Below are 18507 nucleotides of genomic sequence, written 5' to 3'. Positions count from 1 at the left end.
AAAAAGGCGCTCAAAATGGGAGCGCCTTTAATGTGTATACAACTGGTCTTTTTAATAACCTGGAGCACCTGTATCTGGAAGGATGGAGTCTCCCGCATCTTTTCTTGTTTTATCGAGATCAGACCCCTTCAATCTCTCCTCAGCTCGCTCTTGAGCATTAAGTCGAGTTCCATCAACATTAAACGCACTACCAGATCCAGTAAGGCGGTCTAAAGTCATACCAGCAGGATCGTCAAAGTGACCATTAACTCTCAGCAAAGCTAACCATTCATCCAGATTTACCTGTGTCCAGTCAATCTCAGATAAACGATCCAGTGGAATACCATCGCACTGAGGAGCTTTTGCAGGGCCGAAGTTCATTCCTAACTGAGGTCTTACTTGCTCCTGAATAATTCGTGATAGTGGAGAGCTAAAACAGCAGTATGCTTCGCGTTTTTCGATACATGCTCCCAGCACTTTTGATTTGCAATATGAACCAACCTTAGTGCAGCTATTCAATGCTCTTTTTGCATTCAATTCAAACTCTTCTTCTTCACACTTCCAAACTATTTGAATGATCATCATAGCCACAACATAAGCGGTATACGCGGCCATAATACCACTTAGTACACTCGCTGCCTGTTGTCCTACCATTTGCTCCATCATACCTTCCGATGCGCCAGCTGGTACACCAGCGCTTCCTGATGCAGATGCATTCCCTAGAGCTTTACTGGTTATTTTGGTGATTTCATCTTTGAGAGCCTGAATTGCCTCTTTTGCCAAGTCAGTGATTGGTTTAGTAAAGTTGTCAATCGCACCTGTAATGTTCTCAATATATGAAGTGAACGGCTTGGTGATTTCGGTCCAACCACTAATGGCTGGATCACGGATGGCTTGATAAGCACCTTTAATTGCACTGCCGTTATCCAGTGACATAATGGCACCATCCAGTTTAGGAACTGACATCATAAGAGTCAGATAGTCTCCCATAGATAGGCCGCTTGGTTTCTCACAACAATCCTGAGCCCCCCCAACAGCTTTTTTACATTCACCTGGATCGCCACCAAAAGCCTTACAAATAACGTTTTCTGTACCTGTTGGGTTATCGTTACCATCAGTACCAGTACACGCCATATCTTGTGTCATAAACTGAGCAGCATTCAGCAGTGCGGCAGCTCTGGCAAAGTCGGTACTTTGTGTCTTATTAACGTCTAAGCACTCGTCACCCATGCATTTTATTGGCCCACCACATGTAAAGTTTGTTTCTTTGTCTAAAGTAGGTACATCAACATCCGTCCCGCAATCAAAGGTATCTTCTTGCACATAACATGTTCCTGAACTTCCCTGAGCACCTTCCACACACTTAGAACTAACAAAACCGCACTGCGGGTTATCTTCCAGAACCTTACATGAATCAAGGTTGCCACCTTGATTATTTGGGCACTGTATTTCTCCTTGTGGGTCAGTCCAACACTCCATTTGCCCCTTGTAGAAGTCATAGTCAGCTTTTACTCTGACTTTTGTGCATAACTTAGGTATCCCAGGCAAAGGAGGCTCACTCAACATGTCCTCGCAAACTTTAAATCCATTTTTTACTACACAACCAGACGCATTTACATCAGATGGTTGCTCAATACAAGAGAATTGACCAGAAGCAAAACCATCTCGGATACCTACAGCTGCATCGAGACAACTCTGCGGGGTCCATGTGTCTTTGAATACTGCTTTTGAACGATCGTACTTAATTTTTATCCGACCAAAACCTTCACCATTACCAGCAACAGAAACTCTGATTTTAAAACTAACCACATCGCCTGGTTTTGTGTTTTTAAAGTGAGACGTCACATCAGTGTTGGGGTTAGTTTGCCAACTTGTACTTAGCTCACATGCACCGGGAGTTTCTGGGGGGAAGTTACTATTCGGACCTTGCCATACTTTGTTTTCACTGCCAGGAGGACCTACTAATACTTGCATATAGTCATCCCACTTAGCATATTCTAGTGTCGCTGAAATGATTGCATCAGGATTATCAACTCTAACCTGTGTTGCCTGCTCATAGATTGTACACCAGCCTGACCAGTAGTTATCGCCAACTTTACCGATCCAAAGTTCAATACAATCATCCCCACACGGCTTAATGTTAAATGGGCCATCATGGTATTTTATGATTTCAGCGTCATACTCATGCAACACTTCACAATCGGCACTTTTATCCGTTACCCTTTCACAAGTTCTATAATCTGGTATATGCGTTGCAATTGTATTGTTGTTAATGATTGTTTCAGCAGAACAATCACCAAAACCTTCTGATATCACATCAATGTCTTCATAGGTTTTCTTACTAAGGTTCATCAAGGGGTCATTGCTGAAATCAGGCTTTGATTGGTTTGTTGCATCCAAGAGAACTTTGTAGGCTGCTCCTGATATGGTGGGGCTCCCACTATTAGCATCACTCCATAGAGAGCTTTTTGCATTACCACCAATAGAATCCATACCATTGTTGTCATTATAGACACCTTCTAGTTCACCTAAGTTCGGGTTTCCATCTGGGAAGTAATAACTTGAAGGGTCACTATTGGAGCTGCTTGTACCCGGAAATAAATCATTTACATTTATAGTTCCACCACCATTTTGAAATTGACCATTTTCAAGTGTTGGAAAACTAATATTTCCGTTGTTAACTCCTCCTGGAGCGGACTTGAACGAAGACACTAAATCATTTGCTAAAACTTGCGCTTCTCGTCCTGCCTCACTAGCGCTATTGCCGTTAGCATAGGCATGTATCGGCAAGAAAGGGGTTGTCACTATTAGCAGAGAAGCGACAGCCCTCATCAACCTTGTATAATTTCTCATTACTTTATTCCTGTAACCCGTTCTTATTACCCCTCAACATATATCGCCATGATAGTCGCCCGACCGAGTTTCTTTAGACTGTGGAACTGTCCATTTTGGACAACACTGGGGTCGTTTACCTACGCTGCTCATGTCCTCCATATAAAGAAAAAGCCCCAAAACGGGGCTAGTTATTAGTGATTTCTTTGTTGAGCTTTAGTTATTACAACAATCATTCCAGCGCCATATCGTGTAAATAGGATCTTGACCTATTGCTGGAATTGTTTTCCCTATCCCCCACGTTAACGTTGACTCTCCGATAACATGTGAAGAATTTGTTTCTGCGACTGGATGCAATAAGGTAAATTTGTATTGTGTTTTGGGTAATGTTGGGCTTATGACACCATTACACATTGCATCAGAACCCATCGTCTTCCATGACAAACCTCGACGATGCAAAGCTGTTAGAACACGGGTTGCAAGTAGACTACTGTCTTTGATCACCCCTTTTCCACCATTTTGGTTTCCACTTAAAGGGTAAATTGACCCCCAACTACCTGCACACCAAAACAACTGCTTGAGAGGCTTACCAATACTCGCAGCCGCAGCGTCAGCTGTACATGCTGCCGCTGCTATAGGATTAGCGACAGCAGCAGCTTCGGGATTAGTAAAAAATGCAAGTTCATCAGAGTTCCAAGTAGGGTCTAACTCGGACAGGTACATAATATCTAAATCAGAGTAACCATCAGCATTGCAGGTCTTCTTCACGAACAGTTCCAACATTGTCATAAGAGGAAAGGCGTAAAAGTGATAATGCATAAATGAGCCATCACCACCGTCCATCGTTCCTTCTCCATGATGACCTTGGAACGTTCTGTCAAAGGGGAATCTAGTTCCATTAAGCACAGAAGAGCACCCTGGAACTCGTTGAAATTCAACCAAACGAGCAGGTTCCCACATTGACGTAGTTACACCTGGTCGTGGTATCCCATTGTTATCTTGGCAAGCACACAAAGGGCTCCCAACTGCATCAGACGGATAAGAACCACCACCTCCGCTCATTGTTGCCCCTGCCACTCGAATCGGAAATATGCATGACCAACAGATATCAGTAAAAAGTTTAGGGCCAATGACTTCTGCATTCTGGCATCCTGGATCAGCTTTAGCAGTCCCCGCCAAGGCAAATAGGGCCACTAATAAAATTGAATTCAATATTTTATTCACGACATAACTCCAACTCTAACTGGCTCAGATACTTGTGCTTGTTTTATTAATGAGTTCACTTCAAGGTCGAACGTGACGGGTTTGCCATGCAAAAAACCTTGCTGCCACTCTAATCCAAGAAGTTTTGCCACTTCTGATTGAGCTACACTTTCAACTCGTTCTGCAATCGGTGTTATGTTGTTAAGACGACAATACTGAACCGCCGCGTTACCTGCCAAACCCTTCAATTGTCCTATTTCAACTTTGCAAAATTGCCAAGAGTAAGATGTTAGGCGACTAACTGATGAGTGATCTTCTCCAAAGTCATCCATAGCTAAAGCAACATTGAACTGACTAAGTAAGGACCATGCGTTATCCAACTGTTCTGGTGTTACCTTTTCCGTGATTTCTATAACTACTTGGAATGGGGCTTTATCTGTAAGCTCTTTCAACAATTTGAACCACTTCATTCGCATGTCTGAAAAGCTCAATGTCTGTGGCGATACGTTAATAAAAATACTGGGGTAAAGCCTTTCGATAACAGGGACAAGGGGAATCAGAGATTTCATTATCTCTAAATCCACCATACCCCAATTAATCGGTGTTTTGTGGTCTGCTGGACCATAGACTTGACCTTGATGGTGCCATCTAGAAAGTACTTCTGCTCCAACAGTATTGCTACCATTTGAGGTAATCGTCTGAAATGCAGGGATCAGGTTCATTCCACAGCCTCCTTAACATCAAATTCCCTTACCAAAAAGTTATTCCCTTGAGCTGTAATTACTGTTGGCGTGTACTCGACTTGGAAGCGATTAACTACATCCGGCGTAAGCAGATAAACAGGAGCGTCAACTGTGTCCGTAACATGTTTATATGAATCCCAACCACTATCGCGCTCAAACTGAGTAGCAATATATGTGACTCTTTGAACCCCACGTTCTTGCTGCACTTTAGGGACAAGTTCAGTCAACAGTTCCATTTGCTTTTTATCTAAAGGGTCGAAAATGATAACGGCCTGAGTAAACTGACGAGTTCCCGGCTTACACTCTTCGCCGTGAGCGCAAAGTGGATTTATAACCTCACCTTTACGAGCAAACACAACTCCCTCAGCGGTACTTATGTCCTTCGATAGGTATATGCTTGGGTCAAGCAATCGCTCTCTATATCGTGGTGCCCGTGGTCTTTCGTTGAACTGCTGGTTATGCCAAAACCGCTTTACTGCCTGATCTTTCTTTTCTTCCCAGTCAATACCCGCTAGTTGAGCTTTAGCTCTCTCGATAAAGTCTTGCTCCGCAATTTCAACTGCTGGACCTCGAACTCCGAAGTCGCCAGACTCACCAGCATCCACCTCTTTTCTTATCCACTCCAGCGTCGATAAACCTGTAACTTTTGCGAGTTCTTTGGGATCGTGTCCAGGCTTAGTTTCTTCTTCAAGCACGACTATTGTTGGTACTGACGTGACATTATGTTTTTGGAACAAAACAGAGTTGATAACGACATTAGGCACTGGGTCCATTTGCTCTGCTAATTTTTGAACAGCTTTGATGCCATCACCAATGCTCATACCATCCGGAATTCCACGGAAAACCACTACCACATCATCTTCACCTGATGCCGTATCAAGGACGTCTTTCAGCCCTTCTTTTCCCAATGAGTAAGATGCAAAAATAAGAGTGGAGTGCCCTGTGTAGACACTTTTTTCGGCCTGTCTTTCTGCCATTGCTTTCAGCGTGGGGTCAGATTCTTGTAATTGCTGAAAAAACTGACGTGCTTCTACCTGAGATTGATCTAGATTTTTATTCTTCGCCCAATCAGGAAGCTCTTCCATTTGGCGAGCCTTCTCTGCCAACTCTCTTCCTTGCTCGATGATAGCCATATCCTCGCTAGTTAGAGGACTGTTACTAGCAAAAACAGAACTTGAAATGAGGGCCGCAACTAATACAGACAATTTAGAAAAGCGGATATGCGCGGCCAATGATTTGCTCATCTTTTACAGCTCCCCAATAGCGTGAATCAAAACTCGATATACTTTCCCCGAGAAACCAATAATGTTTCTCTGGAAGAACACCTTTCCCAAAGAAATGACTAGCAGGAACATTCAACTTATTAGCCAGTTGTAACCCTACTTGTTTAACCTCTCCGTTCACTACAACTTCCCAGTTTTTATTGACTTCAACAGTATCGCCTGGCATCCCTGAAAGGACTTTTAACATCCTTGTTCCATCATCATAAAGTGGCTCCATACCCTTTGCTGAAAAGGCGTAAATAGCATCTCTATGGAGTTCTTTATCTTTTAGGTCGATAAGGTAGACAGAATGATTAGGTAAACATCGCTCTAATTGAGGGTCATAACCGATTCGGTAACGTCCCGCAAAGGACGTCCCAGCAACCCAAAGAAGAGCAAGTACAATTGCAGCCTTTAAAGCAAATAGCTTCCAAGATTCTTTTCTAACAATGAGCTTCATTCCAGTATTACCTCCGAAGGTAAATAAATATCCTCAGGGGCACCTAAAGTAGCGGCACCATCAATAATCAAGTACCCCGCTTCTTTGAGTTTGAAGATTGCGTTGTTTGTTTTAAGCATCAATTGTTCGATCTCAGCCTCATCAGCTCCGGATGGGTATGAGCTCGCAATTTTCGTGAAATCCACAACAACTACTGGAGGCGTTAACGCTAATCGGTCATGAAGTGCTGCGGTTTCTTTGACCATGAAGTAATAAGAACCACCAAATCCACCAGCTGCACCTAACAACGCCGCAATTAAAATTGATTTAAAGTTCATCATCCTTTCCTTTTTAGTTATGCGGCCATGCCACGTTGATGCATTACTTGACGTATTGCGTCAGTGATATTTAAGCCCTGATCTACATACTTATTGATATCTCGGATGTCATCCGGGTCTGTTGAATAAAGTAGTTTTTGGAAATCACCTACAACCAAACGGCCAACACCAATGCCAGCTTTTGATTTAATGAAGATTTCTGAATAAGCACCTAGAATGGTGTGAACAGTTTTTAGGGTATGGAAACCACCTTCGGAAAGAGACAGACGGCCACTTCGTTTTACGGATTCTACTGACTCTTCTGTCTGACCAAGTAGGTACATGGAAGCTGAGTTCTCAGCAATAGCGCGACCCACAGGGTTTTCATACAGGTCGTTGATCGACTGAGTACAAATACCAATACTTCCACCGTACTTCCTTGCCTTACGGTATTGGTGTTCCATAAATGTACTAACTTCACCCTCTTTAAGCAGATCCCATGCTTCATCAATGATGACGACTTTTTTACGGTTACGTTCACCGAGGAACATTTCCTGCTGAATCTGGTAAATCATTTGCAGCAAAACAACCTGACGTAAATGCTTGCGGCCTTGTAGCTCATCAAGCTCCAGGACTGTAAAACGGTTTTGGAAGTTAACGTTATTCGAACCAGAGAAGTAGCTACCGTAACTACCCTTTGATGTGAATGCATATAGCTGTTGACCGATGTCTTTAATTCGTTGCTCATCAGACTCACAACACTTATCAGCGATGTGGTCTACAGTCATATCACGGCCAATAACTTCCCAGAGCTCGTTCATAATTTGCTTTAAACCTGCGAGTTGGTATTCATCCAACAAGCCTTTCTCGGATGCCATAGCTTTGACGATAGAGACAACACCATCCTCTTCTTCTTTCCAGTTCGTGATCAGTTCAAATGGGTTCAAACAAATGTTGGAGCCTTCGGCGAAATGCACAAAGTCCCCTTTCAGCAGTTCACACAGGTCTTTGTATGACTTACCTGCGTCTATAACCCAAACTTGAGCCCCCTCAGACAAGTAACTGAATATCAATTCGTTGGTAAGGAAACTTTTACCCGATCCAGATTCCGCTGCGACCACTAAGTTTTTGTTCGTGTCGCTATCATGCAAAGACAAGCTCATTAGCTGTCCGTTACGAGAAATCAATGCAGAGTGGAAAGTGCCAGTCCCTTTCCACTCGCCAAATACCGGTAATAGAACTGATGCCTGTTCAGTGGTCATGGTTTTATAACGAAACAGATCTTTTACGGCTTTTCGGTCGGTACAGAATGGCAAGCAATTGATAAACATTGGTAACGAGATAAATTTGTCTTCCATCATCTCGAAGCGGTTCTCGCGCCAGATGTTACGCGCCGCTGTTGCTGCTGCTTGAGCGCGTTCAGCTGTAGGAGCAAAAAGCACCAATGAGTAACTTACACGGACAGGTTTTGAGCCTTCTTTTAATGACTCATACAAAACATCAAAGTCATGCTTTTTGTCAGCAAGTACTGGAACAAATTTCAGCATAGGCCCGTATGCTTGGTTTACTGTAAACTGACGTTTTCTTTCAAGTGCATTCTTGGTGTTTTCAACCTCTGGGAAAAACAGGTTTGTCACGACCATGTAGTTTTCACGAATAGCTGAGTTGCCCCCACTGAGATCCCCAACAAAGGTGATTGCATCACCGAAATAGAAAGAGTCGGGCATTTTCTTCGCAGACATAACCTTAACGTGATAATCGCCTAAACGTAGACCGCTCTTATCAACTTCCAAATCTGTGCCGTAATCAAAAATTTGCTCACAAATGGGCTTGTCTGTTTCCCAATCGCAACCATCTGTTCGCCATGATGCCTCAGGCCCCCAATTGAGCATGGTATTCATTGTTCTGATGTAACCGACAGCAGTTAAGGGGACAGGGTGAACACCAATCGTTCTTAGTGAAGACTCAACTTTAGTCCGTAGGTTTGCCAGAGAGTCTAGTTCTTCCTGAGACGGTTCATTGGCATGTTTGATGGGCACTTTTACGGTGACGAACAGTTTTAGGTCGTGGATTAGACCAAGATCAAATGTTCCTTTCTTACATTTGGCAACCATTCTCTCGGTCGTATGTTTTTGAAGAAACTCCATTCGCTGCTCGATTGAAGAGGTCAACAGATCATCTCTGTAACCATCACGTAACCCCATCATTCGATACATTTCATGGTTTAAGTCAGGAGATCGAAACAAGATAAACTGCATGGTGGTTTTGGCCGGGTACTCCTGGTTCATAAAACCATTAACACGCTCTTGAATCTTTTCGTCAGCCCCGCATAGAGGATGGCAGTAGAAACCAAAGCCAATGCTTTTATCATCCATCAAGAAGGTGTAATCATCTTCTGAGTACGCAAGCACGGGGACAATCCCAGCAGCTCTTAAATGCTCTGGGATAAGCTTTTCTTGGAGCTTTTTTCTTATCGTAATAATGTTCATTTATCGCTCTCCAGCCATGTTTTCAGGTCCATATTCTGTGGTCGGCCAGCGTTGACTCGCCCATCAGGTGCAATCAAATAAGGAACACCTCGAATATTTAGTAACTGTGCGGTAAGCAGAGTGAGATCATGACGTTTACTGCTGCATGATGTTGGGTAGGAACCAAGCTTTCTTTGGCTAAGCGCTTCAAACGCTTTATCTTGGTCAGTTATGCAAGACAGAGCGCGAGCTAAACGGTTTGACTTATCACCAAGAATAGGTATCACGACAAACTTAAACGTGTATTCATCTTTAAGAGCTTTCGCCTCTTCCATTAGCTGGTGGCAGGCACCACACTGAGGGTCAACAAAGACCACTACTTCTTTTGGGCCAGTCCCAAGCTTTGCCACATTCATCGCATCTATATCGACATTCATGTCACGTAGCCTAAATCGGTCAGCGACATCGCGCATTTCTGTCAACGTACTGAGAGGCTTCTTTTGCCAGAGATCGTAGATTTGTCCTGAAATAACAAAGCGTCCATTCTCTGACAAAAACACGATTTGACCGTCACTTTCTACTGCATTGATGCCATAAATTGGCAACTCAACCATTCCAGTAATCTTTGCCTCTGCTTTCTGCACATCAGCAGCAGTAAAATCTTTCGCTGTTGCTACAGTACTAAGCAGCATGAGCACTGGTGCTATTGCTTGTTTCAACATACCTATCCTTTAACCGTCAGTTACTTTTTCATCAGTTGGCAGTTTATTCGGGATATGGATACAAGCCTGCATCTGTAGTTGCCCTGTTTGGTCAATTAGAGCGGAGAGACAAAAAAGCCCGGCGAGTGCCGGGCTTGGTTTAGATAGTCATACTTTTATTGAAGGGTCACAGGATCACTGCGACCACCAGCATCATCTATACCAGTCAAAGTAACTTCTGGCATTGCATCATAGCTGCGTTTGCTGATCGTCAATCTTCGTGATGAAGAGGCAACAGGTTCACCATTAAGCGTCCATTCAAATCCTTTTACACGACCATCGACATCATCACATGAGGCATACACAAGCCATGCGAATGTACTTTCTCTGTGGTCGATAGAACAAACCGGAGCTTGGTTTTCGATAACTTTTATCTTCAACTCTTTCTCCACTTCTTTGCCCATTTCAGACTTAATACGGAAGTTAATTGTGTGTTCTCCCGCGTCAAGCGTCATTCTTCCATAACGACCAGTGTCTTCAAGAGACTTCCCATTAACGGTGTACTGCATCACATTAATTCGGTCTCTTGGGTGTCCACCTTCAATATATGGACGAACCAAAACATCCAGAGGTTCACGATCTAGCTTATTTGAACCTGAGTATTCTAGTTCTACCTTATAGTTTTCAGCTTGACCTACCGTTATCGCTAACTGAGCTTCTGCTTCGTTACCACGAGCATCGCGCACAATGACCTTCACAAGGTGCTCGCCCGGCTCTGTGATTTCAAAAGAGCGAGACGTGTCTCGTTGATCTTTAAGCTTTGCACCTTCCGGTAAGATCCATTCGTAGGTAGGCTCTTCAAGCTTGCCTCGGAATCCAACAGGACGAACAGAAGCGCTAACAATAGCTGGTGCTACATCTGCATTTGCTCTGTAGCTGAGTGCAAACTCAGGCCAGACATATTGCCATACGCGAGCTTTGTATACCGTTTCCGATGTAGAAGACTCCTTGTAACCGTCGATCCATGCTGTGTATTTGATTTCAACACGAGCTTGATCCAAGTCTGCTTGATTTGGAACGTACTCAGCAGTGTTGCCTTCAATAATGGTTCCATCAGGAAGCGTGAAGAAACCCTTAACTTCGGCATCCAAATCTCGATAAGGCAGTCGAGTATCTGCGGTTAGTTTGTAAGTAAAGTCTTTCTCTACTAAACGAGGTCCATCAATACGAATACGCGGAGCTTTAACAGCTTTAAACTCTACGGTTTTCTTGGCCTGGCTATACGCATACGCATCATCTTCTGGAGCCATCGTCGAACGTACACGAGCAATTAGCTTAACTCGTTGTGGTTCTTCTCTGGTTAGCGTGATACGTGGAGCCGCAGTAGTGTAAGTCTTACCACCATCTTCTGACCACTCAATCACAGCTTTACTTGCATCAAATGCGTTCTCGCCATCCATAATGGTCGCTGAGTATTCAGAAGAACTACCCACCAAGAGCGTATCAGGACCAGGAACATCAACTTCAAGCGCTTCATACGAAACAATTTCTACATTTTCAGTGTACTTTTCTAAGCCCGAGTTTACGTTTACAACTTTAGCTCGAACTAGATATTTACCAACACCGAAACTCTCTACGAAACTGTACTTTCTACGCTCTTCTGTAGCATGTTCATTCCATGTCTGACCATCGTCATTACTCACTTCCCAGAAGACATCTCCAACTGAACGATAATCAAGCCGATCGACAATACCTAACTTAAAAGCGGCATTGAAAGGAGCTGCACCTGATAAACGACGAGTTGTAACCTCACCATCAATTTTGTTACCACGAAGAACCGTAGCAAAAATTGGGCTTGGAGATGCCTCGATACGTTCATATCCTTCAACTGGGCTAACAAGCTTCGCTTCTGCGGTAAATCGAATGTAGCTAGAGTCTACTTTCGACATTTCAACTGCTATTTCAGCTGAACCGTTTTCTGCATCCACCCATTCTGACATTGGTTCAATCTCTCCTGGAGAGATCTGACGAGACAGACGAACCTTCCACTGCCCCATAGTTGCTTCATCATATTCGTCGTTCCCACGGTACAAATCGCGTATATCGACTTTTACGTTCAGCGTTTGGATATCGAGAACAGTATTACCATCCATTGACAGCATTGGACGAATACCTTTGCTTGGCATTGCAATCAGTCGATATTCTTTAGTGCTCTTAATTTCAGGTACTTTTTCATATGAAGAGTCAACTTGGTAAGTTACTTCTTCCCACAGTTTGCGGTCATCTGTTCGAATACGACGATTCACCTTCATCGCTGTACCCATACCGGATGAATGCACTTCTGACTCAAGTGTTTCATTGTTCCTAGATATAGAAACCCTCAAGTCTGATGGCTTCGCATTCACTTGGACATCACCGAAATAATCACCAGTCATAGGAACGATGTAGATGTTGTCCTTGAAGTGATAATCGGTCATCAGATCAACTTGAGGAACCGCTGGGTCAACAACCTCGATGTTAAAGGTCTCATCCGCTAACGCTACACGAGCTCCACTACGAGAGAAAATGCTAACGCGCCAACTTAAAGGAACCGTTGCTTTTTCTGCCAATGAACCAATTAGTGTTGGTGTGTCGTATCGAGTATCTTGTAGCAGCCCTTCTGGAACTTCTTTCCACTCAAATAAGCAGCTTCTGTGCGCCGCTTCGGATACACGTCCACTCTCATCTTGCTTGGCTTTTTCAGCATCCATCGTCAGGATACAGCTTGGACCTGAGGTTTGTCGTAACTGAACATTTAAGTTCTGGATAACACGGTCTACTTGAGCAATATCTGACTCTGGTAAGTAAGTTACTGAACCCAAAGCAGAGACCACATTTAGCTTTCTGTTACCGCCGCCGATTTTTACCTTATCTTCGCCGTTAAACAGATATACACCATAAGTGACATCCTGTTCACCGATCTGCAATGCTTGACCAGATATACCAGCAACTCGATTACTGTTTACCACTTCGGCTTCATCTGGAATCTGCTCCCACTCAACAAAACATACAGGGTCTTTGATAGGATCTGATGATTGAGCTTCTTGCAGGTTCGTCGAATAGCGACATGGTACACCTGAGTCGGCAGAGACTTGGACATTGAAGTTGTCGATGACTTGTCGAACTTCCCAGGTATTGGCCGTTAAGCTTTCACTCGCTTTCCATGTTTTGATATTGGCTACCAAAACTGGTGAGTTAGGCGCTGTAGTCATAACCAAAAGGCTTGCTGTGCCAGCATCTGCACCATCAACAGCTCGAACTGGAATACTTAATCGTCCTCCAGTAGAAGCAAAGCTATGATTTTTCATAATGTCAGCAGTTTGGCCTGGTTCAACTCGAATACCGTTTACCACCAAAGGAATTTGAGCATCACTTCGCAATGTCACCATTACGTCGTATGAGCCAGTTACGACCGAACCATCACTTAACGTTAGAGGTTCAGTTTCGATGATGTTCTTACCGTCTGCATAGGTAAACTCATACGGAACTGCCGGAATAGCCATATTGCCGTTAAATCCGCCTGAAAGCGTAATTTCACGAGGTTTATAGTTAAACACTACGGCTTTTGTCGCTTCGTTACTCTGGTTATCTACAGCCTTTACGGTAAGAGTATAACTCTCACCTTCTGCCAGCGAAGGGAACATCACAGGGTATTCCAAACGGAATCGACCATTTGACTCTTCACGCCATGACAATTGAACAGATTCATCCGCCGGACCGCCGACTAAAGCAATCGACGTTACCTTCGGTGTACTGTCTAAGTTATCAGAAAGATTGATAACAACGTCATCCAAAGACTGGACATCATCAGTAACATTGACAGATAACGTTGGTGGCGTGTTATCGACTAAGATTTGCTCACCATAACTTTGCGTAGCACTGTTCCCATAGGTATCTATCGCTTCGGCAGACAGGGAATAGTTACCATCGGTCAGACTAGCAAAATCAAACGTCGCAATTTTAGTTTTATAGTCAGGTGAAGTGTACGATGAACGCGGCAGCTCGATCCGTTCTTCACCATTATCAGCATATGCTTTAAACACATTAGTGTCCCAATGACTTATCTGCCAGTTATTGACTCTATCATTATCAATAACCCGTACTGTCATTTGGCCTAATGTTTTATCAACAGAGACATTATCTATTGTTGGTGGATTCATATCCCAAAATGTGTACAGATACCCACCATGCACTGAAAATGATCCATCTTCTTTTGCTACATAATACTGAATTGGGCTGTATCCTCGCCCTGATGTCCTACTTACATTGACCTCAGCCTCACAAAACGTTTCATTTGCAGGGATCACACAAGCTCCAAAACCACTAAGCCAAGCTTTCTGGTTATATGGCCTTGCTTCTGAATGTATACGGACCTTATCCACCACGTAAGGGTGAGAGTAGCGTGGTCTTTCACTTGAGACCCACCCACCATCACTTAGATGATATTCAAGCTTTATTGGTTTAGGACCAAGAGAAGCCCCACCAGCTAGATTAAAATTAAAATCTGCGTAACGATGTGTTGAGTAACCACCAGCTTGGGTGAAGAAATGGAAATATGAGTATTTTTGAGGGTAGTTTAAACTTACATTTCGGTAAATAAATTCATTATCTTCCGAATCATAGGTTGTATCTCCCCATCCATATTTTGTTCCATTAAATGCAGTATGTTCCTGCTTTCTTCGTTTGTAACGAATTTGAACAGGGTTTTCATAAACATTCATACCCGATGTGTAGGGTTTCCAAATGCCTTCGGAACTATCGAATACTTCCGTCCAGACCTGGGGAACAACCTTATCAATCGTTGAAACTCTACTGATTTCTGTCTGGTTTCCTGCTTCGTCACTGATTGAAAAACCAAGAGTATACTCTGCTTGATTTTCAGGAGCCATCGAGCTACTGACTGCACTGCCGACAGGTAAAGATGCCACTCCCTGAACTGTATCCAAGGATGCGTTCGTTTCTCGTTTTTGCCCAGAAGAGTCGATGGTAAAGAATTTTGCTGACGATATACCGCTATCATCATCAATCCCTTCCAATCTCAACTCTTTACCCGCATAACCGTGGTTAAAGACATCAATACTACCCATACTAAAACCACTTCTGACCCACTGAATCTCCCCAGAAATAACAGGAGGTGTGATATCTACAATAATTGGGTATGTATCTGTTTGAACAGAATCTCCAACAGACGTAAGAATTTCTGCCTTAAATGAGTACTCGCCCTCCCCCGGAGCGGCTAGTTCTAACTCCGCACCATAATAGGACTTTCCATTAACTGTAATACGGTCTGCGCCTCCAAGCAGGTGACTCGTAGCCGAATTCACCACTGAACCGTCTGGCCTTACGATAGAGATTTTAACCTTACGGTCGATCCCTGCACTCAACGCGAACTTTATGTTCCCTGTTGGGTTGGCGTAAACGGTGCTTGGAGATAATGTGCGTTCTGCACCATCAGGTGTATTAAAGCTGTATTCTAACAATTCCGCTTGAGCTAATGGTGCAGCAATTGCGGCCATCGCACCAAGCAAGACTGGTAGCCTTAGCTTGAACTTATTCATAATGTTTTCTCCAATAGCTATTGAATAGGGTTACAAGAACCCAATACAGGAGGTTACTGGAGTAATCGGCTATACACAGACTGTGTAACTGCCCAATTTGAGCGTTTTTAAAGCGTTTTTCTGGGAGGGAAATCACTTGGCATTTTCTGACGACTGAAACCAAAAATGCCAAGTATAAAAGGAGGGGTTAAAGTGAGTATTGAGACCTTATAGCCCTAAGCCGTTACTGAACTGAATAGCTGCTGGAGCAATTTTTTCAGCTGACTCTAATGTAGCTGTCATAATCGCTTCTACAACCGTAGGGCTGTTGTATAGACCAACACCACCGCCGATACCCATTGCGAATGCCATGATACTTTGACGAGCGATACCACCAACGATACCTACCAAAATCATTGAACCAGCAATGATGCGACCCAGTGTACCTTGAGTCCAGTCGGTGATGGTGGTCCAAATGTCATCGAACTCTGTACCACCAGTACCAGCGTGAGCTTGGTTCGCAAACATAAGTCCAACGATCATTACTAAACCGACGTGGAAAAGAAGATTGGCTTTATTGTTAGCCTTATTTGTGATTTCCATGATTGTTTTCCTGATTTTCAATCTTAAAAAAGGCAGTTGAGATATTCAACTGCCCGTTATATCAAGTACTTACAAAGTACTGTTAGGTATGAAATCACATACCTAATCCGTTGCTTAGTTGAATTGCAACTGGGGCAACTTTGTCAGCAGTTTCAAGAGTTGCTGTCATGATAGATTCAACAACGGTAGGGCTGTTGTACAAGCCGACACCGCCGCCGATACCCATCGCAAATGCCATCAAGCTTTGACGAGCGATGCCACCAACGATGCCTACCAAGATCATTGCACCTGCGATGATTCGGCCAAGCGTACCTTGAGTCCAGTCAGTAATGGTGGTCCAGATATCATCAAATTCTGTACCGCCTGTACCAGCGTGGGCTTGATTGGCAAACATAAAACTGATCACCAGAGCCAACGCCACCCAGAACAAAAGGTTGACTTTATTGTTTGATGTGGATGTGACGTTCATTTTGCTAAGTTCTCCTATTTAGTTTCTGAATTAGCTTTGGGTTTTATCGTTTGCAAGGGTTTGAGCATAGGTACATCTTGTTGAGTCCCTTCCCCAATTACCCACTTGCGCGGTTCTATTTCGGTGTAAACGTACCCAGTCACAATCAAGTCACCATTGGTATCCTCCCAAGGGGCTACCCATATGCGCATGACCTGTGCTGGAGTACGAATAGGCACCGGACGATTCGGGAGGCGCGGTGTGACGTAATTGTCTATCACTGAATCTCCCGTCGATGATGAGTTGGCTATCTCTCCTGGAACAGAAACAGGCTCTTCTCCAGGCTTTACTGAGCGTGGGATATTGCCATCGTTTGTCGCCGCATAGACATCTCGCGCTGACATACACTGAACACCATCAGGAATACCTGAACAGCTATACTCATCACTGCCGATTGAGGTACAGCCTGATAGCAATAAAGCGCTGCCCAAAATCATCGACACTGTAGATTTTATGGGCTTAACCATTGGAAAGCCCCCTGTGAAACTGCCCTTTCTGGTCAGCTTTTGTGTTTTTTTCGTCATTATTTTGTCCCCTGCGATTTAAGTTTTAGTTGCTGCCCCTTGGTGATAATTACGTCAATTTGACGACCTGCATCGACCTCTATTACAGGGAACATTCCCTCAGCCATATCAAGATAAAACTGAGCAACCTTCTCCATCGCACTTGATGCGCCTTTTGATATACCACTCTGCATAGTGTTTTCATTGAACACGTGTTGATATACAGGTGTGTCTGTTGGATTAGTGTTGATAACTGGAACTGGGTTTGTATCAAGCGCTTGAGCAAAGCCACTCAAGAAACCAGCCGTCAAAGATTTGGCTATCATTGCACCTTGTTTAGATACTAAGCGGCCACGTACACCAGCTTTACCATCTTCACCCACTGCATATCCGTCCAAGCGAGACTCAATTACGCCGCCGTCTTCACGAACACAGGAAATAACCTCGCCTCGTAGATATGCCCTTTCTGAGCTCAGATCGCCGTAACCGGATACAATCAAGAAACACTCACGAACATCGGCTCTGAATCGGTTAGGTAAAATAGCTTCCTTCTGGAGTCGAATTGTTGCTGGGAAAGGGTCTTTTCTTGCTCCCTTTGCGGTAGGAGCATCCATACCAGTGATCGTTACACCAGTAAGAATTGAACCCGCAGGTAAGTAGATAGAGTTGTCTTGGTCCTCCTGCTCTTCCGCCGCTTTCTCTTCTGCTTCGTTGTATTCTGTGTAGTTAACAATTCGAATGCCCGGTTGAGCGGTAGGTTTACCTGATCTATCCGATTCCTTACCCGTTGGTTTGCTGTGAGAGTTAGCTGGTAGTGGAGCTTTCTTAAAGAACTCATTAGGGTCCTTGTAATCAAGCTTTTCGGTAGAGGTGTATCCACCAGCTTGTTGAGCGCCCTGTTCCTCTGTCAAACCAGTTTCAGCGCCACCAGCTGTAGGCTTCCCTGAACGTTTTTCAGCGTCTTTCTGAGCTTTTTCTAAATCTCGCGCTAAGTTTCTATTTTCTTGAGAAAGCTCCTTAACATCGCGTTTCAGCTGTTCGAGTTCCTTACCTATATCAACTGATGCACCAGCCTTCGACTTAGTGTTCTCCAGTTCACGTTTTACTTTGTCCAGTTCACGTCGCAGTTGTTCTTGTTCAGCTTTCGTTGTTTTAAGATTGCCAACCAATGCATCCATACCCGCTTCACGAGTGCCCTTGTCAGTTAATACGTGACGGATGGTTTCTTTACGACTTTTATTGCTGGAGTCACTTGTACCTTCATCAGAAAAAAGACTCACAGCCACAAACAGAACGAAAACACCACCTGCAACAGCAACCCAACGCTTTTTGTTTGGATCGAGCTCGTTCCACCAATTCATATTAATCATCGT

At 43.9% G+C, this 18507-nt stretch carries 13 protein-coding genes; all 13 read right to left on the bottom strand.

Annotation, left to right across the window (positions count from 1 at the left end):
• Positions 1-51: 51 nt before the first annotated feature.
• The 13 genes from traN to R7E51_RS16440 all read right to left on the bottom strand — a co-directional run bounded on the left by traN (position 52) and on the right by R7E51_RS16440 (position 18504).
• Complete coding sequence (traN, locus tag R7E51_RS16500) at positions 52-2832, bottom strand: conjugal transfer mating pair stabilization protein TraN (protein ID WP_014386723.1); 2781 nt, start codon at positions 2830-2832, stop codon at positions 52-54.
• A gap of 195 nt (positions 2833-3027) precedes the next feature.
• Positions 3028-4026 carry a TraU family protein gene (locus R7E51_RS16495; protein WP_395238665.1) on the bottom strand — a complete coding sequence of 333 codons (999 nt, stop codon included), beginning with the start codon at positions 4024-4026 and terminating at the stop codon, positions 3028-3030.
• 5 nt (positions 4027-4031) lie between these two features.
• Positions 4032-4736: an EAL domain-containing protein gene (locus R7E51_RS16490; protein ID WP_014386721.1), complete on the bottom strand. Its 705-nt coding sequence runs from the start codon at positions 4734-4736 to the stop codon at positions 4032-4034.
• On the bottom strand, positions 4733-6001 hold the full coding sequence (locus R7E51_RS16485; RefSeq protein ID WP_014386720.1) for a TrbC family F-type conjugative pilus assembly protein: 1269 nt from the start codon (positions 5999-6001) through the stop codon (positions 4733-4735). Before R7E51_RS16485 ends, R7E51_RS16490 begins: the two co-directional genes overlap by 4 nt.
• The gene (locus R7E51_RS16480; RefSeq protein WP_014386719.1) at positions 5964-6479 is read right to left on the bottom strand and encodes a S26 family signal peptidase; all 516 of its coding nucleotides are present in this window, start codon (positions 6477-6479) and stop codon (positions 5964-5966) included. The genes R7E51_RS16485 and R7E51_RS16480 overlap by 38 nt, the downstream gene beginning before the upstream one ends.
• Positions 6476-6796, bottom strand: a complete 321-nt coding sequence (locus R7E51_RS16475) for a hypothetical protein (RefSeq protein WP_041154752.1) — start codon at positions 6794-6796, stop codon at positions 6476-6478. The genes R7E51_RS16480 and R7E51_RS16475 overlap by 4 nt, the downstream gene beginning before the upstream one ends.
• Positions 6797-6813: 17 nt before the next feature.
• Positions 6814-9264, bottom strand: coding sequence for a type IV secretion system protein TraC (traC, locus tag R7E51_RS16470; RefSeq protein ID WP_014386717.1), 2451 nt, complete (start codon positions 9262-9264; stop codon positions 6814-6816).
• A complete protein-coding gene (locus R7E51_RS16465) occupies positions 9261-9965 on the bottom strand; it encodes a DsbC family protein (protein ID WP_014386716.1) in 705 nt (234 codons plus the stop codon). The genes traC and R7E51_RS16465 overlap by 4 nt, the downstream gene beginning before the upstream one ends.
• 155 nt (positions 9966-10120) lie before the next feature.
• Complete coding sequence (locus tag R7E51_RS16460; protein WP_101905925.1) at positions 10121-15541, bottom strand: Ig-like domain-containing protein; 5421 nt, start codon at positions 15539-15541, stop codon at positions 10121-10123.
• 207 nt (positions 15542-15748) lie between these two features.
• Positions 15749-16123: a TraA family conjugative transfer protein gene (gene traA, locus R7E51_RS16455; protein ID WP_032073022.1), complete on the bottom strand. Its 375-nt coding sequence runs from the start codon at positions 16121-16123 to the stop codon at positions 15749-15751.
• A 94-nt stretch (positions 16124-16217) separates the two neighbouring features.
• Positions 16218-16592: a TrbC/VirB2 family protein gene (traA, locus tag R7E51_RS16450; RefSeq protein ID WP_014386714.1), complete on the bottom strand. Its 375-nt coding sequence runs from the start codon at positions 16590-16592 to the stop codon at positions 16218-16220.
• A gap of 14 nt (positions 16593-16606) precedes the next feature.
• On the bottom strand, positions 16607-17155 hold the full coding sequence (traV, locus tag R7E51_RS16445) for a type IV conjugative transfer system lipoprotein TraV (RefSeq protein WP_014386713.1): 549 nt from the start codon (positions 17153-17155) through the stop codon (positions 16607-16609).
• A complete protein-coding gene (locus R7E51_RS16440) occupies positions 17155-18504 on the bottom strand; it encodes a TraB/VirB10 family protein (RefSeq protein WP_014386712.1) in 1350 nt (449 codons plus the stop codon). Before R7E51_RS16440 ends, traV begins: the two co-directional genes overlap by 1 nt.
• Positions 18505-18507 lie beyond the last annotated feature (3 nt).

The sequence above is a fragment of the Vibrio sp. Vb1166 genome, assembly GCF_033338695.1.
Lineage (GTDB): Bacteria > Pseudomonadota > Gammaproteobacteria > Enterobacterales > Vibrionaceae > Vibrio > Vibrio alginolyticus.
This window is presented reverse-complemented; position numbering and strand designations above follow the sequence as displayed.